This is a genomic window from Streptococcus sp. HMSC062B01 (assembly GCF_001811085.1).
GTDB classification, from domain to species: Bacteria; Bacillota; Bacilli; order Lactobacillales; family Streptococcaceae; genus Streptococcus; species Streptococcus gordonii.
Map to the genome: position 1 here is coordinate 34,841 of NZ_KZ672804.1, position 19,250 is coordinate 54,090.

Here is a 19,250-nt window from a genome sequence, read left to right on the forward strand (position 1 = left end):
CTAGCTTCTCCATATGTAATATAAAACTACAATTTCTATTATTATTCCACAAATCCAAGTTAACCAGAAATACCATTTTCTAGTCTTATGATGAAAGAGTTGACCGCCTAATAAAGCGCCCAAACCCGCAGCTACCAAAGCTGACAGCAGCAAGGTCTTCTCTGGAATGCGGTAGTGATTTTTCTTTGCCTTTCGCTTATCCCAGCCATAAAGCTGGAAAACGATAAGGTTCCAAAGCAGGCAAATACCTGTTAATATCCATTTCATAAGTTGTTAATAATCGATTCCGTCATTTGAGTTGTTGTCGCCTGTCCTCCCAAATCTCGGCTTAAAATTCCTTGAGCCAAAGTCTTTTCAACCGCTGCTTCAATGGCTTCTGCAGCTTCGAGCTCTGCAAAACTATCCCTCAACATCATGGCTACAGAAAGGATCATACTGATAGGGTTGGCAATGCCTTGCCCTGCAATATCTGGAGCCGAACCATGAATGGGCTCATAAAGACTTGGCCCATCAGCCGAATGACTGGCAGATGGCATAACTCCTAGCGTTCCTGATAAGACGCTGGACTCATCGGATAGAATATCTCCAAAGAGATTTTCCGTTACCACAACATCAAACTTAGCAGGATTGGTAATCATAAGCATCGCAGCGCTATCCACCAGCTGGTGCTCCAAGGTCACATCTGGATAATCCTTAGCGACCTCATCTGCTACTCTGCGCCAGAGTTTGGATGTTGCTAGCACATTTTGCTTGTCAATGCTGGTCACGCGCTTTCTGCGACCACGCGCAATGTCAAAGGCCTTACGGACAATCCGCTCCACCTCTTCATAGCTGTAGTCGTTGATATCCCGCGCAGATTTGTCCTCCAAAATATGCTCGCCAAAGTAAATCCCACCAGTCAACTCGCGCACAACCACGAAATCCACACCAGCGATCCTTTCAGCTTTCAAAGGCGACAAATGCTTTAGGGCATCAAAAATCTTAACTGGACGGATATTAGCATAGAGCTCAAGCTCCTTGCGCAGAGCAAGCAAACCTTGCTCCGGACGAACTGAGGCATTATCATACTGGGGACTACCGATAGCTGCTAGGAGAATAGCATCCGCCTTCTTGGCCGCTTCTAGAGTTGACTGAGGCAGAGGATGATCTTCCGCATCAATACCAGCACCTCCAAAATCCTTCTCTGTGACTTGATAAGTAAATCCAAACTTGTCCGCAACAGCTGCTAGAACTTGGAGGCCCGCTTCCATGATTTCTGGGCCAATACCGTCGCCTGCCAGAGCTACGATTTTTTTTGTCATAGGTACTCCTTCCTATTCACTAGCGGGTAAATCATGATAAGAAACGCGACGGCCGATTTCACCTGCATTTTCCTTCTGAATAAAAGTATTGGCATGGATATAAGCAATAGCACTAGCCTTAAGAACATCAAAGTCAATACCTGAAGAGTTAAAGATCGTATCAGTATCCGTATTTTCAACAGCTACCAAAACACGAGCCTGAGAGTCGATACCATCCGTTACTGCCTCGATGTTATAAGACAAAAGCTGAACAGACTGGTTAAAGAATTGGTCAATCGCATTAAAGATAGCTTCAACACTTCCCTTGCCTTCTGCCACACAAGTGACTGTCTCACCATCTCCATTAACCAACTGCACATCAGCTGTGATAGTTTGGTCATCATTGGTTGTTAACTGCAGATCATCAAATCTGAATCCTTCTGGATTTTCAACCGTCGTTCCAGCAATCAGAGCCCGTATATCAGCATCTGTGACTTCATTTTTCTTATCAGCCAGAACCTTAAACTTAGCAAAGAGATTATTAATTTCAGATTCTGCAAAGTCCAGAGCCAATTCTTTGAGTTTTTCGACAAAGGCATGACGACCAGAGAGTTTACCAAGTGGGAGTGAGTTGCTCTTGACACCGACTAGCTCAGGAGTAATGATTTCATAGGTTAGTGGGTTCTTAAGAACGCCATCCTGATGGATACCAGATTCATGAGAGAAGGCGTTGCCACCAACGACAGCCTTGTTCTTAGGCACTGGAATACCTGAGAAACGAGACACCAGTTCAGAAGTATTAATGGTTTCATTAAGGACGATATCCGTCTCAACTTGATAATAGTCTTGACGAATCTCTAAGGCAACCGCTACTTCTTCCAACGCAGCGTTACCTGCACGCTCACCAATACCGTTGATCGTTCCTTCCACCCGCCTAGCACCGTATTTAATCGCAGACAAGCTGTTGGCTACTGCCATTCCCAAATCATCATGGCAGTGAGGACTATAAATGATTTCACGGTCAGTTTGGACATTGTCAATCAGATACTTGAAGATATTGCCAAACTCTTCAGGTGTAGTAAAACCAACCGTATCTGGAATATTGATGTAGCTAGCACCTGCATCAACCGCTGTCTGAACAACTTGAAGCAGAAAATCTAGCTCGGTTCGTGTCGCATCCTCAGGTGAAAACTCGACAATCTCAAACTTAGAGCGAGCATAAGAAACATGCTCCTTAATGGCTTCTAAAATCTCTTCCTTGGACTTTTTCAGCTTGAACTCTCTGTGAATGGGACTGGTCGCAATGAAGACATGTACCTGAGGGTGCTTGGCATCCTTGAGTGCCTCATAGCAGGCATCAATGTCAGACTTAACCGAACGCGCTAGGCCGGTGACCGAAGCTTTGGTGATTGCTTTAGCGATTTCCCGTACTGCTTCAAATGAATCTGGACTAGCAGCTGGGAAGCCAGCTTCGATGGCCGAAATTCCCCATTTTTCAAGTTGTTTAGCAATAGCAACCTTTTCCTTAACGGAAAAGTTCACTCCAGGTGTCTGCTCACCATCCCGAAGGCTGGTATCAAGAAACTCAATTTTTCGTGTCATAAACGACTCCTTTTCTAAGATATAGGGGCTCTTATAATCAAGGCAAGAAAGTGTAAACTAGCAGCGGAAAATATCCCTCAGAGACTAGTACTTTTAGCCTGACATAAAAACCTAAATCAATATTGAGGTGAGTAGGTATAAAAAAACATCTCACTTGAGGAACAAGCGAGATGTTGATTTACTCCCGCTTGGTAAGCCAAACAGGACTAATGCTTTTGCACTAGCCCGAGTAACGCAACAACAAAGCAAAGTTTGAAGATTGGTTTGACTTCATGTTTGACTAACTCCTTTTGAGATGATTTCTTATTGTTTAGAATTCTAACACAGTATTTTTGTCTTGTCAAGAAAAAGTCGATATTTTCTGAAAATTTTTAATATACTGCACTCTGTTTCTACCCAGCCAAGTCTTTTTGTTATTAGGAAAAGGAAGATTCGATCAAATCTTAAATATTAAGAAAATTGATCTTGACTAGACAACTGCTTTAAAATAGTCTTTAAGTGTCCAATTCCCCTCTCTACCAAAGCATCTACATCATCTTCTCCTTTTCCAGGATAGGTTGGATATAGGAAATTTCCCACTAAAATAATGGGATTTCCTGACGAGTCTTTTTCCAGACGATAAAAAGAGATAGCTGAAGCCTTGTTAGCTTGCTCAGAACGCTCATAACCTGTCAGCCACTCCTTATCTCCGATAGTGACCTTTCCTTCTTTAGAAAAACGATGACCGTCATCCATCATTGTTTGCTTTAGAGCTTTCTCAGAAAGTTTCTGATTACCTTGAATACGTAAAGTATAAATTTGAACTAAGAAATAACGACCATCTTCTTGAGCAGTATAAGCTACATCTTCATTAGGTTTTAGACTTTGCTCAAGATCTAGTTCCCATTCTTTTGGAATCATATACTTAAGGCTATCTACTGTCTTATCTTGACTATCTTTAACCCAAAGATAATAGGTTTCTCCATCAGAAATGGAGACTGGTTTAGCCTTTGAATAAACATCAAATTGTTGGTCAAGACTTAGTGGTCCCTTCTTACAGGCTGTTAGAAAAAACAAACCACATAAAAGAGTTGTTAATGCAAGAAAAGTTATTCCATGTCTTTTCATCTTTTATCCTCCTCATTCAAAGCTTTATTTTATTATACCACATACTATAATCTGCCCACTAATAACTATGACAAATATGCTGGGATGTTTTACTAAATTCTACTTTGTGATTTACTAATTTTTGATGTATAATGAAAGGATAGTAAAGAAAAAGGATTGAATCGTATGGTTACTATCAAAGATATTGCCCATGCTGCTGGTGTTTCATCTGCAACTGTTTCGCGAGTTTTAAACCAAGATCAAGCCATGTCTGTCAGTGATGAAACGCGTACCAAAATTTTTACTATCGCTGAACAGCTTGGTTATAAAAAATCAAAGAGAACAAATAAACATTCTAAATCTTCTCACAGAGTTGCTATAATCGAATGGTATACAGAACAAGAAGAATTAGATGATCTCTACTACTACTCTATTCGTTTAGGAGCTGAAAAAAGAGCTCAAGAATTAGGCTATGAGATCATTAGAATTTTCAACAATGATTCTATGGCTCAACTAGAAAATATTGACGGAATCATTGCTATCGGTAAGTTTAGTCCTGATAAGATAAAAGAACTGGAAACTTACAGTGACAACTTAGTTTTTGTCGATAGCGATACCTTAAAATCTGGTCATTCTTGCGTCACAACCGACTTTGAAAACTCCGTCATCAATGTTATAGATTACTTTATCAACAGTGGCCTAAAAAAAATTGGTATGATTGCTGGCCAAGAAACCTCTTCTGATAAAAGCACACTCCTATCTGACCCTCGACTCAACACTTTTCAATCCTATCTCAAACAACTCACACTATATGATCCCAACTTGATCAAAATTGGGAGTTTTTCTTCAGAAGCTGGATATAAAATAATGAAAGAGTTCATTATGGAGCTTGGTGACAATCTACCTCCAGCCTTCTTTGCAGCAAATGATGCCTTAGCCTCAGGCGCCTTGCGTGCTTTGCAAGAAGCTAAAATCCCTGTCCCAGAAAGAGTTGGCTTGATTTCTTTTAACGATACTTCTCTAGCCAAATATATGTATCCAAAACTCAGTACTGTGACAGTTTTTACTGAAGAAATGGGAAAACAAGCCATTCAGATTCTTGAGCAAAGTTTCCAAAAAGATGGTTCTTCAGTTCCTTATATGGTCAAATTAGCTACAAGATTGACTATTAGAGAAAGCAGCATTTAAATTAGAAAGACATACTATGAAAACCTACGAAAAACTCTATGATATTCTTAGTCAGGCCGATGATTATGTCAATGGTGAAAAAATAGCCCAAGAGCTAGGGATTACTCGGACCTCTATTTGGAAGGCCATTCAAAAACTTGAGAAAGAAGGCATTCAAATCGAATCAGTCAAGAATCGTGGCTATCGATTGCTTGATGGAGATTTGCTACTTCCTTCTTGGATTGAAGAACACGCTCCTGTTCAGGTTTCCTTCAATCCTGACTGTAAGTCCACTCAAATCGATGCTAAAGCTGGGATGGAAGCTGGCGCCCCATCCGATACCCTTTATCTAGCCACCTCCCAGTCAGCTGGTCGTGGCCGTTTCAGTCGTATTTTCTTCTGCCCTAGCCAAGGTGGCTTCTACATGTCTCTCCACCTCAAGCCCAACCTCCCCTTTGGCCAGATCCCATCTTATACTATCTTAACTGCGGGAGCCATCTATAAAGCTATAAAAAATTTAACTCTTATGGACATTGACATCAAGTGGGTCAATGATATTTATTATAAAAATAAAAAGATAGCTGGCATCCTAACAGAAGCTACTACTTCTATCGAGAATGGGCAAGTAACTGATGTTATTATCGGAGTTGGTTTTAATTTCTCTATTAAAGCTTTTCCTGAAGACCTCAAGGACAAGGCCGGATCTTTATTTGATAAGAAACCTCCAATCAGTCGTAATGAGCTCATTGCTGAGATCTGGAAATGCTTTTACGAAAGTGATCCAGAAGAACTCATCTACCTTTACAAGCAGCGCTCTTTGGTGCTGGGGAGGGAAGTCTGCTTCAGTCAAAATAATACTGACTACAAGGGTTTGGCTAAGGACGTTTCTGACAGTGGGCAGCTCCTCGTTCAGCTTGATAATGGTCAGGAAATCTGGCTTAATAGTGGCGAAGTTTCTCTAAGCAGTTGGTAATAGGCCACATAAAATCACAAGATAAAAGGACTGAGAAAGCTCAGTCCTTTTCTTATATTTATTTTAAATGTTTATCAATTTCATCAACAATCCGACCCATGACATAGGAAATCTGAAGATTCCGCAAAATCAGAAAGGCCCAGAAAATCGCCATGAAATAGTGTTCCGACATTATGGATTCATTAAAAAAGTATGTTTCAACAGCCGTAAAGAGAGCCACTGTGATAAATTGTCTTCTATTCATAAATGTATTATATCATGAAAAATTCAAAAAATCTTTTATTAGTCTTCTTGCACGGTAATTTTTTCAGCTAAAAAGTCAAATCCTTCTGGAATCAGTTTTTCCTCTTTCTTTTCTTCGACTTCAACTTTACCATTTCTGCTACGAGCCGAGAAATCCGCTCGGATCTTGGTCCATTCTTCTAAGGAAATAGCCAAAATCTCTGGTGAAAACCCTGCTGCGTTGCTAAGAATATTGCCAAACATGATATTGAGATTGTCTCGCTTCATGGTCTGCTCAGCGTTAAAATTAGATTCAAAAGCTAAGATAGCATGGCTTTCATTGGCTGCCACAGGTTGCGAGCCAGCTAATAAAGCCTTGTCCGCCCCAGATAAACTCTCAATGACCTCTCCCCAAGCATTCTGTAGCTTAGTCAGATTGCTACGAGCTAGGCTAGGATTGTCAACAGCCTCCTCCAGGATAGCATTGACTTTATTGTGATCTACACGGTAGCCCTTAGATTTCTGCGGCCGAATATCCGAAGTTTTGACAGCTGCTACAGGTTTTCCATTGCCATTAGCCAGCTGCTGCTTAAGACTATCAATCTCTTGTCTCAATCCCTTGAGCTCATCAGCTAGATTATCCGGAATGGCTACAACTGCAGGAAGACTGCTAGTCTCTGCCAATCGAATAGTCAACATTTCTGTATAAATCTTAGGTTGCAGGCTGTTCTTGATATCAGGCAAACTCTTGGTTGCCATATCAATCATAGCAAAGAGAGTGTCCTGCGGTGTCTTGAGATTTTCCAGAAAGAGCTCACTGGCATGATGATTTTCCCCGCCAGTTTTGACAATGATTAGGTCACGCAGGTATTGCAGAAGATCCGTTACGAAACGGGCCATATTTTTTCCGCTGTCAAAAATCAGATTGAGATTATCCAAGGCCGCAACTGCATCATGGGCAATCAAGGCTGCTACATAAGCATCCAAGGCTCCCAAGCTGATAGAGCCTGTGATCTCTTCAGCAATCTCTGTAGTCAGGCGATTTTCTTGGGTCAAGCTAAGAGCCTGATCGAGGATAGACAAGGCATCCCGCATACCGCCCTCAGCTCGACGGGCAATAATCTGCACACCTTCTTGCTCAAAATCAATGCCTTCCTGCTCTAAAATCCACTCAATATGGGCAATAATGTCCTGCGTCTTAATAGACTTAAACTCAAAACGCTGGACGCGGGAAAGAATGGTGGCTGGAATCTTATGTAGCTCAGTCGTCGCTAGGATAAAGACCACATTTTCTGTCGGTTCTTCCAAGGTCTTGAGCAAGGCGTTAAATGCCCCTGTTGAGAGCATGTGCACCTCGTCAATAATATAGACCTTGTGCTTAGCCATACTAGGTGCATAGGTAGATTTATCCCGAATATCACGAATCTCATCTACCCCATTATTAGAAGCTGCGTCGATTTCTATGACATCTTCAAGGCTTCCCTCAGTAATGGCCTTACAAATATAGCAGTCATTGCAGGGCTCGCCGTCCTTTTGATTCGGACAATTCATAGCCTTGGCAAAAATCTTAGCAACACTAGTTTTCCCTGTTCCACGTGGTCCAGAAAAGAGATAAGCATGGCTAATTTTCCCTTGCTCCACAGCCTGTCGCAGAGTGGTTGCCACTACCTGCTGACCCACCAGCTGACCAAAGGTCTGACTGCGGTATTTCCTATATAAAGCTTGATACATTAGGCTTTTTCTCCAAACATTTCAAAATTCCAAGTTGTTTTTTCAAGCAAAATCTGGACGAACTTTTCCAAATATTCCAGATCTAGATTATCATAATCGCCTGTCAATGCCGAATCCAAATCTAGCACTCCCAAAAAGTGGCCATCTTTTACCATGGGCACCACAATTTCACTCTTAGCCCGGCTATCACAAGAGATATAGTTGGCATGCTGGCTCACATCGTCTACGATAATCGTTTGCTTTTTCTCAGCAGATTCCCCACAGACACCCTTACCTAAGGCAATATGGACACAGGAAACACCACCCTGAAAAGGCCCCAGAATCAGCTCATTTCCATCAAAAAGATAGAAACCAGTAAAAACCGAATGAGGCAGGGCTTGATTGAGAAGAGCGCTAGCATTGGAAAGATTGGCCAAAGCATTGGTCTCACCATCTAACAAGGCTTCCAGCTGTGCTAATAAAAGTTGATAATTTGAAATTTTATCTTTTGTGTTCATAGAGTCTATTATATCAAAAAAACAGTCTGATGGCTGTTTTTGAAATAAAAACAAGAAGCACAACTTAAATAGACTTTAAACTTTTCGTCAAGTGAAAATTCCAATAGATCAAGTGAAAACATCTCTCACCTTTAAGATTCTATTTACACCTTTTTTGTAAATCATCAATCGCCCGAATAAAAATCTCAGGTTTTTCAGCATGAATATCATGCCCACTCTTGATATTATCTATTAGATGATTGTTCAACAAAAGTTTGTCTACTCGCTTAGCATCTTTGTCATCCATAGCACTCAAGAGAATCCCATTTTTATCATAGTAATTTTTCTGATTCAAAGGCCGAGCCACATGAAGCAATATAGATGGACATTGAACTTTTTTCAAGATTTCTTCCTGTTCAAATCCCTTGAACCAAGAAAAATCATAAAACGTTGTGCCAAAACGAAGATCGTAATCTCCTGTTCCATCCTGTAAATTAGCTGTTAAGTCATAGATGAGATTCACTTGTAATTCTGGCGGATAGTACCAAATTCTAGGAATCTTTCCTGGATGATTTTTCATATAGTTCAGAGCTGGTTTTTTGACAATCTTATTAAAATTTTCCTTACCAAAAAGTTTTTTTAAATAAGTATGTTCTAAAAAATAAGCAGTATAATTTTTTTTACCGCTTTTTAAGAAATCATACATATCTTTAAATCCTAACCAAGAAAAAGTAGAAAGTGCTCGACTAGGCTCTGTTGAAAAGAACGGTGCATCTTCTATCAACAGTCCTCTAACAGTATCAGGAGCTAGTGCAGCTACCATTGTTGCCAGAAGGCCTCCTGATGAATGTCCTGAAATGAACACAGGAGCTTTTATAATATTATGAATAAACCAAATGAAATCCTGACTATTTTCTAGTGCTGAATATTTAGCAGGATTTTTACTAGACCCACCATGTCCATAACAATCTACTGCATATACATGATATCGCTTAGACAATTCTCCAAAAACCTTGGCGTAGTCCTCCCAAGATACTTGCTGGCCATGGATCAGGAGTAAAGCAGGACCATTTTTTGGACCTTCGCCATAATTAATAAGAGATCCATCTGGTAAAGTCACTTGCTTTTCTATCATCCCAGCTTGTCGTATATATTCAAGATTAGCCTTATCATAGTGAAGATTGCGATAAGCAAACCACCCTGCACTTACCAATATAAGAGCTATCAATATCAAAATAACTAACATCATTGTCCTTTTCATTCATCGCCTGCTACTTTTCTGAAAAATACTTAGGAGTTTCTAGAAAAAAATTCGGATCTAATAACGCCAATCCTTGATTTTCATCTCCTAGCAAAAGAAGCTGATCTCCCGCTTTTATTTGAAAAATATTTCGTGCCCGAGGGGGTAAGTGGATTTCACCACGCTCTCCCACCGTTACTGTTCCAAAAATATATTTCCCTTTGATACTAGGAGTTGTCAATAAATTGCTTTCTAAATGTACTAGTTCATCCAAACTCACATCAAAAAAATCAGCTAATTGAGAGGAATAAATCACATCTGGAACGCTTTCTCCTGCTTCCCATTTTGCTATAGTCTGTCTTGATACACCTATTTCCTCGGCCAGTTTTTCCTGAGAAATATTCTCTCTTTTTCTTAAAATAGCAATATTTTTAGAAATCATTTTTTAATCTCCTTTTTATGATTACACTGTTAGTATAGCAAAAAAGCTGGTTGCTTCAACCAAGCTTTTCTTACTTTCTATAGACCTTTTGTTAAAATTCGTGGCAAAAATATTTTATTCCTCCTCCAAAACCTTCACTTCTTCTCCTTCCACAAGCACAGCTTGGTGATTATGGAGGGAAAGCAGATTTAGCTGGGCGCTGTATGTATCCAGAGTTGCCTGAGCGCTTTCAACAAAGGGTTCTTCGCCTAGATGAGGAAGAACGTAAAAATCAACCTCGTTTAGTGCCTCTGTATCATTCAGTTCCTTAGCAACCGCCTTATCGTCCATAATCTTATTATAGTCAATGTCTTTGGCTGTGATGATAGCACCAGCGGATTCGCCCACATAAACCATACCATCCGCAATCTGCTCTTTTATCAAGGACAGAAGGTGCTTTTTCTTTAGTTCTTGCAGAAGGTAAAAGGTATTGCCGCCAGAAATATAGAGGAGCTTGCTTTGGAAAATTTTGGCTTGAGCTGTTTCTCTATCACAAACTGAAATATCCAAGACTTCTACTTGAAATCCCAAGTCCTCAAAGGTTTGCAGGGCTTCGTCAATATAGCCTCTGTACTCTTCTACATTTCCAGCCGTCGGGATAAAAAGTACCTGATTGCCCAATTGCTTTTCAGACGCATATTGTCTGAACAAGTCCTTGACTCCCGCAAAATAAGAGCATAAAAATAATTGTTTCATAGGATACCTCCCTTAGTTTTTTACGATTTGATAAAGAATCCATTGATCATTTCTTTGACTATTGAGTAGATGTAGCTCCAAGGTTGACAAGAAGCTTTCCAGTTTTTCGCGCTTCTTAAAGTCTGGTAGGTAGTAAGCTAATTTGCTCCATTCACATGCCAGTAGAATGGTTCCATCTGGCTTAAGAATCCTCTTAAGTTCTAGGAACGCTTGAGTTAAATCCGACCAATGAAAATGCGTCTGAAAGGCTGTAATCAAATCAAATTCCTCGACAGGAAGATTTGTTTTCTCAACATTTTTCACCTCGAAAGATAGGCCAGGCTCAGACAATTCTTCAGCTGCTCTGATGGCTGTAGAAGAAATATCAATCCCCAAAACTTGGCTATCAGGAAAATGCATTTTTAAATACTTCGAGGAAGCTCCATTTCCAACTCCAACATCCAAAATAGCTTTAAATCGCTTCTTATGATCCAACTGACTGATCGACCAGACAACCATGGGCATATAAACACGATTCCAAATTTTCATCATCCATAATCCGACAAAGCCGGACGGTCTCTTTGATTGGTAAATTAAGTAAGGAAAAGCCAGAATAATCAGAAGTCCAACCATTACAAGATAAATCATATGTCTTCCCTCTCATATCGCCCACTATAAAGCTTTTTAGCTTCCTTGGTATATTTCTTGATAAAAACCGTCTTGGAGTCTGTATAGGCATCACGATTGTGTTCATACTGTTTCCACAAAGAAAGTTTGAGCTGTTCATAGTCCTTAGCTACAGCAGGATGCTCCTGCAAATAGTCCCTAAAATAAAGCTCATCATGATCACCTGCATAGCGAAGATGCAGATGGAAAACGCGCTTTGCAAAACCACTCGGTGTGTAGCCCTTATTAAAAGACATCCTCCCTTGGCTTTCTGACATGAGCAAATAGCCATTCTGTAGAAGTAAGTCTCTCATTACCGCCATATCTATTTTTTTAGGAATCTCCAGCATGATATCCACTATGGGCTTGGCCCAGATGGTCTCTACCGATGTTGAGCCAATATGGCTAAGACAAACGATCTGATGTTCTGGCAAAAAACTCAAGAGCCGAAGTCGCTCCTCCTCATACCAGTCTTTCCACTCAAGCTGATGTTCTCTTAAAAAAATCGGAAAAAGCTGCCATAGCTCTTCCAAAGACATATCCTCTAATGCTTTAGTCATTATCAACTCTCCTTTGGAATCAAATATTCCTTAAGCATATTATATCATTATCCAAAACAAAAGAATTGAAATGTCTATCTTTCATAATAAGAAAACACCCTGAGAATTATCCTCAGAGTGCTTATTTTATTCTTCTTTTTTAGCCTTTTCTCTTTCCAATCGTAATTTCCGATTTGGATTAAGGCGTGTGAAGAGCTCTTCTAGCTTTTCTGCATTCCAGACGTCTGCTGCAGAGACAAAGTTTCCATTTTCATCACGGAAAGATATTGGTTTATCACCCATTTCAAGCCTCCTTAGTCAACGAATTCAAACTCAAACTTGCCGATTCGGACCAGATCCCCATCCTTGGCTCCGCGAGCACGAAGGGCTTCATCAACACCCATACCACGTAGCTGACGGGCAAATTTCATAACGGCCTCATCTCGGTCAAAGTTGGTCATGTTAAAGAGCTTCTCAAGCTTGTCACCTGATAGGACCCAAGTCGCATCATCGTCACGAGAAATTTCAAAGGCTGGTGCTTCCTCGTCAAAGCCATAGTAAGCTTCTTCTTCCATTTCAGACTCATCATAGAGCAAGAACTCTGGTGTCTTATCCAGTAATTCTGCGGTCGCATCCAAGAGAGTCGAAAGTCCTTGCTTAGTCAGACTGGAAATTGGGAAGATTTGTGGCAGTTCCGCAAACTCATCATAATTAGCAGCTAATTTCTCTTTGAATACCTTGAGATTTTCAGCACTATCTGGCATATCCATCTTGTTAGCAACAATAATCTGAGGCCGCTCCATGAGACGAAGGTTGTAGGATTCCAACTCTTTATTGATAGCCAGATAGTCCTCATAAGGGTCACGTCCTTCACTCGCTGACATATCGATGACATGAAGAATAACCCGTGTCCGCTCAATATGACGGAGAAACTGGGTTCCCAGTCCGACCCCTTGGCTAGCTCCCTCTATCAAACCCGGTAGATCTGCAACTGCAAAAGACTCGCCAGACTGGGTGCGAACCATGCCTAGATTTGGCACGATTGTCGTGAAATGATAGGCACCGATCTTAGGCTTAGCCGCTGTAATCACGCTAAGCAGAGTGGATTTTCCGACAGATGGAAAACCAACTAGACCAACGTCTGCTAGGACCTTGAGCTCCAGCAAAAGCTCCCGCTCCTGTCCTGGTTCTCCGTTTTCAGAAATCTCAGGTGCAGGATTTTTAGGCGTTGCAAAACGGATATTTCCACGACCGCCTCGGCCACCACGCGCTACGATAAATTCTTGACCATTTTCTACCAAGTCCGTCAGCACCTTGCCAGTCTCAGCATCACGAACCGTCGTCCCCTGAGGTACACGAACAATTAAGTCCTCAGCGCCACGGCCATGCATGCCCTTGGTCATGCCCTTTTCACCAGACTGAGCTTTGAAATGGCGATTGTATCGAAAGTCCATCAGGGTACGAAGACCCTCGTCTACGACAAAAACCACATTGCCTCCACGACCTCCATCGCCACCCCAAGGACCACCATTGGGAACGTATTTTTCACGGCGAAAGGCAACCATACCATCACCACCATTACCAGCCTTAACCTGAATCTTGGCTGTATCTAAAAACATACTCATTCTTTCTCTACCTTCTCTTAAATTTCACTTTCATATTCCTAAAAAAAACGCTGAAAGAGCGTTTCGGATTTAAAATTATCTCAAAATAGCGCTGACTGCACTAGCAATAATGGCTCCGACTGTTACCACAATCATGATTACCACAACGACCATTGTTAATTTTTCAAATCCTGTTTTTTTGCGTTTTCCTTCATCTCCAAAAGCCACAATAATTACCTCTTATATTTTTATAGACTTATTCTAACATGATTGATAGTATTTTTCAAATGCTAGTCGCTTCAAATAAAAAAAGAAAGAAGAAAGGGATAAAAATGATAAACCTTATCTTCTTTCAAATTATTTTGATCACTTAAAAACTGACTTCTTATTTTTTTAAGCCATCAATTATTGTTTATTTTTCTTTCTTAAGAGTACAAATACACCACCAAGAATAACCAAAATTGAGACTCCAGCTGCAGTCAACCAGATAGCCGCTTGCTCACCAGTCTTTGGCAAGGTTGGTTTATTTTCAGATTTCTTGGTTTCTGTTGTTTTTGGATCTTGTTTATTTGAACCCTTTGGATCTTCTACCTTTGGATCTGGCGTTTTACGACCAGGATCATTCGGATCGCCTCCACCTGGATTGCTTGGTTTATCCTTTCCAGGCTCTCCTGGGTTTGATGGAATAGTTGGCGGATCATAGGTATTAATTAAGTCATAACCTTCAACTTTTGAACTATAGTTTACAATTGCATCTTCACCAATTGTATAGGTAATTTTTTGACCATTTTCATCATTTACTGGAAGACCACTAAATGTGTAGTTCCAGCCATCAGCTTCACTGACAACTTTAGATGCTACTACTTGATTGTTAGCATATAGATTAACTGTAATGCTCTGTGGACGAGTCATGTTTGTATCATTAACCCATGTTTTATGACCTGATACAGAGGTTACTGGTTTGTATGTATTGGTAAAAGTCGCGTCTCCATCATAAGAAACTGAACCGAATTTTTCACCCAATACATCAACAACTTTAACTGTTACTTTAACCTCTTTAGAGTCATAAGTGTAGCCATCTTCCTGCCCTGGAATTTCTTTAATTACATAGTTGAATGTACCAGCTTGGCTATAGTTGATTGCTGCGAAATTAATAGAACCATCAGCTTCATTAGTAGCTGTCTGTAAAAGTTGCCCCTTGTCATCGTAAAGACCAAAACTAAATTGTCCCTTAGTCAATTCTTTACCGACCAGAGTTTTTTGAGCCTTGATTACAACATCTTTTGAGCGTTCGGCACTTCCATCTCCCGAACCAGCTTCCAATCTAAGTGAGCGATTGATTGTTCGTTCTCCTGGGAAGTTTGTAGCTGACCAAGATAATTTATTATTTACTGTATCACCTACTTTAGTTCCTGGCGCTACACGAGTTGAGTATTCAATATACATTGGCCAATTGTAATTATCACCAAAGTTGATTGTGAATCCATTTACGTCGCCATTTGCATTTTTAGAAAGAACTGCTTTCTTTGTAAAATTGTCAAGTACAGGTAGAGTTAAAAGATGGGCTTCATTACGAATTCCCCCTTGAACTGGTGCATAACGCACAGCTCGTAAACTTCCTGGAACAAGAGTTAAGCCATCACCAAAATTATCAGAAATAACCATTCCACGAAGCATGTCTTGTCGAGCGTTTAAGATGATACGCCATTTAACGATACTTGGGTCTGATTTATCTTGGTAACCATATTTCATCTCGTACTCACCAGCTTGACCATCATCCTTTTTATATTGGAAAGAAAAGTCAGTTTGACCAAAACGGAATGAAACAGGGCCAGACTCTTTGACTGTGTCATTATTTAATCGAACATTGAAATTTAGAGACATTCTCTTATTTTCAGGCAAACGAGAGAAGTAATCACTGAAAGTTACTGTCACCGTCTGATTGTTCGGATCTACTTGAGCGGTACCAACAACTTCACCCTTATCATTTTTGACATCAATGACATTAAAATTCAAAACTGTAATAAGAGTTAACTCTTGAGGCAGCTTCAGAGTAAGGTTATCACCGCTATTAATAGCTTGTGAATCCGGAAAAGTAATGTCACTTGTCACAGCTAAGGTCTCATTTGTCGTAACTGTTGTATCGCTAGTTAGAGGACTACCATTTTTAGTTATAGTAACATTGTTTGTATAGTCAGTAACTTCCGTCGCTTGAGCTGATTTTGTTACTCCAAGACCAAAAACAATAGCCGACAACAAAATAAAGAATTTAAGAACAAGATTATTTTTTTCTTTCATTCATTATTCCCTCCTTCATATTTCATTATACCTAAAATACAGAAAAGTAGGAAATGTTTTATAGAAAAATAACAAAAAAATCAGTTATATTACAAGATATATATGTAAATTGATTCATTTCATACAAAAAAGTAGCAAAATCAATGCTACTTCTTTGTTTTCATAGTTATTTATTCAATACCAATTTCTGCACGAACGACATCCGCAATCGTATCAACATAGAAATCAACTTCCTCATGACTTGGAGCTTCCGCCATTACTCGAAGTAATGGTTCAGTTCCACTTGGACGAACTAAAATCCGTCCATTTCCTGCCATTTTTGCTTCCATTTCTTCGATGATTGATTTAATAGCAGGGACTTCCATCGCCTTATCCTTCATGCTATTTTCCACTCGAATATTAACTAATTTCTGAGGATAAATAGTTACTTCGGATGCAAGTTCTGATAATTTTTTACCAGTCTCTTTCATGATTTTGGTCAATTGTACAGCAGTTAACTGGCCGTCACCTGTTGTATTATAGTCCATGATAATCACATGTCCAGACTGTTCACCACCAAGATTATAGCCAGATTGGCGCATCTCTTCTACTACATAACGGTCTCCAACAGCTGTTACAGCCTTTTGAATTCCTTCTCGATCTAATGCCTTATGGAAACCAAGGTTAGACATAACTGTAGTCACAATAGTATTTTGAGCTAACTGGCCTTTTTCAGATAGATACTTACCGATGATGTACATAATCTTATCACCATCAACTAGCTCACCATTCTCATCCACAGCAATCAGACGATCGCTATCTCCATCAAAAGCTAAACCAATAGCAGCGCCCGATTCTCTCACAACCTCTTGCAAGGCTTCAGGATGAGTCGAACCAACATTCAAGTTAATATTGAGACCATCTGGGTTTTCTCCAATAACAGTCAATTGAGCGCCCAAATCAGCAAAAATCTGACGAGCACTTGTTGAGGCGGCGCCATTAGCCGTGTCCAGAGCAACATGCATACCTTCTAGCTCTAAACCAGTTGAAACTAGGTATTGTTGATACTTGCGTAGTCCTTCTGGATAATCAACAAGGGTTCCTAGTCCCTCAGCACTTGGACGTGGTAAAGTATCTTCAGTTGCATCAAGCAATGCTTCAATTTCTAGTTCTCTATCATCATCCAATTTATAGCCGTCACCACCAAAAAACTTGATACCATTATCCAGTGCTGGATTGTGGCTGGCAGAAATCATAACTCCGGCGCTTGCTTTTTCTGACTTAACCAAGTAAGCCACACCTGGTGTTGCAATAACTCCAAGTTTATAAACATGAATACCAACTGATAAAAGACCAGCTATCAAGGCGCTTTCTAACATTTCTCCTGAAATCCGTGTATCACGTCCAACGAAGACCTTGGGCACTTCACTTTCGTGCTGGCTCAGAACATAACCGCCAAAACGACCTAATTTAAAGGCCAATTCAGGCGTCAATTCCACATTTGCTTCTCCGCGAACACCATCGGTTCCAAAATATTTTCCCATTATTCTATTATTCCTTTCAGGTTATAAACTGTTTTATTAATGATTAGAAGAGCTCGTAGAAGTTGAGCTTGTACTTGTCGAAGATGAACCTGACGTCTTAGTCGTAATCTTCACCGTCGTTTCATAAGGACTAATGACACTTGGTATTGCAGTCCCATTACTGTCTACAGCTCTCAAAGTTGCAACGCCTGTATAATTACCACTAATGACGTCACTCTCTGGTAAGACCGCTTCTACATGGTCAATTCTTTCCATGTAGTCCTCATCAGTAAAGACGGTAACCTTCGAATCACCGAAGTTGACACTTGAAATTGAAACTCCTTGAGCAACCTGACTTTCTGTGATAGTTGTCTGTACAGGAAATGTCTTACTCACGCGCTTACCTACTTTTACAGTGATCTTATCAGGATTTACTGTTGCTGTCAGGCCACTAGGTAGATTATTAATACTTAGTTTCACCTCTGAGATACCTGTCTTAACATTGGTCAGATCAGCTACTATTTTGAATTTCCGAGTACTTTCCTGCATTTCACTGGCCAAGGTCAAGCGATTCGATCCCGTCAAACTAACTGTTGCTTCAGAAGAGAAACCACTTATAAAATATTCATCGCTGTCGTATTTCACGTCAATTGGAACATTTGTAATTGTATTAGTGTATGTTTCAGACTTATTTAAGCGAATATTGGCATTGTTTTGGAAATTATTTGAGGTTGCATAAACAAATAAGACCAGAGCAAAAAAGATAGAGGAGAGAATATACCAGATATTTTTATAGTTTTTCATTTTCTATGCCCTCCCAATATACGCTGATGCCAACCTTTTTTAACAGGTTGATCAGGAGCCAAAACCTTACGAAGCTCCTCTTCAAATTCCTGCAGAGATAAATCATGCTTGAAGACACCATTGTGAGTGATAGAAATACCTCCAGTTTCCTCCGATACAACAAATGTAAAAGCATCAGAAACCTCAGATAGTCCGATTGCAGCCCGATGCCGAGTACCAAATTCCTTGGAAATCCTTGAATTTTCTGTGAGAGGAAGATAAGCACATGATACAGCAATCTTATTATCTCTGATAATGACTGCACCATCGTGCAAAGGAGTATTTGGGATAAAGATATTAATCAGTAATTCACCTGACACATCCGCATCCAAGGGAATTCCAGTCGAAATATACTCTTGCAAGGTTCTGCTACCCTGAATCGCAACCAAGGCCCCAATTTTACGAGGACTCATATACTCAACAGCTTTGACAAAAGCTTGAATAAGCTTTTCTTCCGAGCTTATAGGAGTTGCTGAAAAAAGATCAGTTGCTCTACCTAAGCGTTCAAGTCCTGTTCGAATTTCTGGAGTAAAAATTACTACTGCTGCAATGACCCCATAAGTAATAACTTGATTAATCAGCCAAGAGATTGTTGCTAGGCCTAAAAAATTTGCAATAATTTGTCCTAAAACAAAGAGAAAAACTCCACGCAGGAGAATCATAATTTTTGTTCCTGCAACAGCCTTAGTAAAGAAATATAAGATCCAAGCTACCAAGGCAATATCAATGATATTAATCAAAATACTCCAGGGGCTGCCAAACAAACTGGACCAGTACTGGAGATTAGACAATTGTTGAAAATTCATAATCAATTCACCCTATCAAAGAAAACGTTCTTTTCTATTATATCACTTTTCAGTGTTTT

General features: G+C 40.1%; 21 protein-coding genes. 2 read left to right on the forward strand and 19 right to left on the reverse strand.

Annotated elements, in window-relative coordinates; translation table 11 throughout:
- From HMPREF2780_RS08530 to HMPREF2780_RS08545, 4 genes are all read right to left on the reverse strand, one after another.
- Nucleotides 1-267 carry a DUF1294 domain-containing protein gene (locus HMPREF2780_RS08530; protein WP_061585270.1) on the reverse strand — a complete coding sequence of 89 codons (267 nt, stop codon included), beginning with the start codon at nt 265-267 and terminating at the stop codon, nt 1-3.
- The gene (gene leuB, locus HMPREF2780_RS08535) at nt 264-1,301 is read right to left on the reverse strand and encodes a 3-isopropylmalate dehydrogenase (protein ID WP_105026505.1); all 1,038 of its coding nucleotides are present in this window, start codon (nt 1,299-1,301) and stop codon (nt 264-266) included. The genes HMPREF2780_RS08530 and leuB overlap by 4 nt, the downstream gene beginning before the upstream one ends.
- Before the next feature lie 12 nt (nt 1,302-1,313).
- Nucleotides 1,314-2,882 (reverse strand): 2-isopropylmalate synthase, encoded by a 1,569-nt coding sequence (locus HMPREF2780_RS08540; RefSeq protein ID WP_061585268.1) that lies wholly within the window; start codon nt 2,880-2,882, stop codon nt 1,314-1,316.
- A gap of 450 nt (nt 2,883-3,332) precedes the next feature.
- On the reverse strand, nt 3,333-3,989 hold the full coding sequence (locus tag HMPREF2780_RS08545; RefSeq protein ID WP_105026506.1) for a hypothetical protein: 657 nt from the start codon (nt 3,987-3,989) through the stop codon (nt 3,333-3,335).
- Between the two features lie 165 nt (nt 3,990-4,154).
- On the opposite strand from HMPREF2780_RS08545, the gene HMPREF2780_RS08550 reads away from it, so the two are divergent.
- Nucleotides 4,155-5,156, forward strand: a complete 1,002-nt coding sequence (locus HMPREF2780_RS08550) for a LacI family DNA-binding transcriptional regulator (RefSeq protein WP_105026507.1) — start codon at nt 4,155-4,157, stop codon at nt 5,154-5,156.
- 16 nt (nt 5,157-5,172) lie between these two features.
- A complete protein-coding gene (gene birA / locus HMPREF2780_RS08555) occupies nt 5,173-6,108 on the forward strand; it encodes a bifunctional biotin--[acetyl-CoA-carboxylase] ligase/biotin operon repressor BirA (RefSeq protein ID WP_082307708.1) in 936 nt (311 codons plus the stop codon).
- A gap of 58 nt (nt 6,109-6,166) precedes the next feature.
- On the opposite strand, the gene HMPREF2780_RS08560 is transcribed toward birA, so the two are convergent.
- The 15 genes from HMPREF2780_RS08560 to cdaA all read right to left on the reverse strand — a co-directional run bounded on the left by HMPREF2780_RS08560 (nt 6,167) and on the right by cdaA (nt 19,191).
- The gene (locus tag HMPREF2780_RS08560; protein WP_046165754.1) at nt 6,167-6,352 is read right to left on the reverse strand and encodes a DUF3272 family protein; all 186 of its coding nucleotides are present in this window, start codon (nt 6,350-6,352) and stop codon (nt 6,167-6,169) included.
- 38 nt (nt 6,353-6,390) lie between these two features.
- Complete coding sequence (gene dnaX, locus HMPREF2780_RS08565; RefSeq protein WP_105026508.1) at nt 6,391-8,061, reverse strand: DNA polymerase III subunit gamma/tau; 1,671 nt, start codon at nt 8,059-8,061, stop codon at nt 6,391-6,393.
- Complete coding sequence (locus tag HMPREF2780_RS08570) at nt 8,061-8,558, reverse strand: GAF domain-containing protein (protein WP_105026509.1); 498 nt, start codon at nt 8,556-8,558, stop codon at nt 8,061-8,063. Before HMPREF2780_RS08570 ends, dnaX begins: the two co-directional genes overlap by 1 nt.
- Nucleotides 8,559-8,697: 139 nt before the next feature.
- On the reverse strand, nt 8,698-9,798 hold the full coding sequence (locus HMPREF2780_RS08575; protein WP_105026510.1) for an alpha/beta fold hydrolase: 1,101 nt from the start codon (nt 9,796-9,798) through the stop codon (nt 8,698-8,700).
- A 10-nt stretch (nt 9,799-9,808) separates the two neighbouring features.
- On the reverse strand, nt 9,809-10,219 hold the full coding sequence (locus HMPREF2780_RS08580; protein ID WP_060954923.1) for a helix-turn-helix domain-containing protein: 411 nt from the start codon (nt 10,217-10,219) through the stop codon (nt 9,809-9,811).
- Nucleotides 10,220-10,333: 114 nt separating this feature from the next.
- Nucleotides 10,334-10,954: a Type 1 glutamine amidotransferase-like domain-containing protein gene (locus HMPREF2780_RS08585; protein ID WP_105026511.1), complete on the reverse strand. Its 621-nt coding sequence runs from the start codon at nt 10,952-10,954 to the stop codon at nt 10,334-10,336.
- 12 nt (nt 10,955-10,966) lie between these two features.
- Nucleotides 10,967-11,581: a class I SAM-dependent methyltransferase gene (locus tag HMPREF2780_RS08590; protein WP_105026512.1), complete on the reverse strand. Its 615-nt coding sequence runs from the start codon at nt 11,579-11,581 to the stop codon at nt 10,967-10,969.
- Entirely contained in the window at nt 11,578-12,159 is a 582-nt protein-coding gene (locus tag HMPREF2780_RS08595) for a GrpB family protein (RefSeq protein ID WP_105026513.1), read from the reverse strand. Before HMPREF2780_RS08595 ends, HMPREF2780_RS08590 begins: the two co-directional genes overlap by 4 nt.
- A 126-nt stretch (nt 12,160-12,285) precedes the next feature.
- Nucleotides 12,286-12,441: a hypothetical protein gene (locus HMPREF2780_RS08600; RefSeq protein ID WP_045634997.1), complete on the reverse strand. Its 156-nt coding sequence runs from the start codon at nt 12,439-12,441 to the stop codon at nt 12,286-12,288.
- A gap of 11 nt (nt 12,442-12,452) precedes the next feature.
- Nucleotides 12,453-13,763 (reverse strand): GTPase ObgE, encoded by a 1,311-nt coding sequence (gene obgE / locus HMPREF2780_RS08605; protein WP_045634998.1) that lies wholly within the window; start codon nt 13,761-13,763, stop codon nt 12,453-12,455.
- A gap of 75 nt (nt 13,764-13,838) precedes the next feature.
- Nucleotides 13,839-13,970, reverse strand: a complete 132-nt coding sequence (locus HMPREF2780_RS08610) for a DUF4044 domain-containing protein (protein ID WP_012000341.1) — start codon at nt 13,968-13,970, stop codon at nt 13,839-13,841.
- Between the two features lie 177 nt (nt 13,971-14,147).
- Nucleotides 14,148-16,040 (reverse strand): Cna B-type domain-containing protein, encoded by a 1,893-nt coding sequence (locus HMPREF2780_RS08615; RefSeq protein WP_105026514.1) that lies wholly within the window; start codon nt 16,038-16,040, stop codon nt 14,148-14,150.
- Between the two features lie 170 nt (nt 16,041-16,210).
- Complete coding sequence (gene glmM, locus HMPREF2780_RS08620; RefSeq protein ID WP_008808904.1) at nt 16,211-17,563, reverse strand: phosphoglucosamine mutase; 1,353 nt, start codon at nt 17,561-17,563, stop codon at nt 16,211-16,213.
- 36 nt (nt 17,564-17,599) lie between these two features.
- Nucleotides 17,600-18,346, reverse strand: coding sequence for a CdaR family protein (locus HMPREF2780_RS08625; RefSeq protein ID WP_045635001.1), 747 nt, complete (start codon nt 18,344-18,346; stop codon nt 17,600-17,602).
- Nucleotides 18,343-19,191 (reverse strand): diadenylate cyclase CdaA, encoded by an 849-nt coding sequence (gene cdaA, locus HMPREF2780_RS08630; RefSeq protein WP_045773712.1) that lies wholly within the window; start codon nt 19,189-19,191, stop codon nt 18,343-18,345. The genes HMPREF2780_RS08625 and cdaA overlap by 4 nt, the downstream gene beginning before the upstream one ends.
- Nucleotides 19,192-19,250 lie beyond the last annotated feature (59 nt).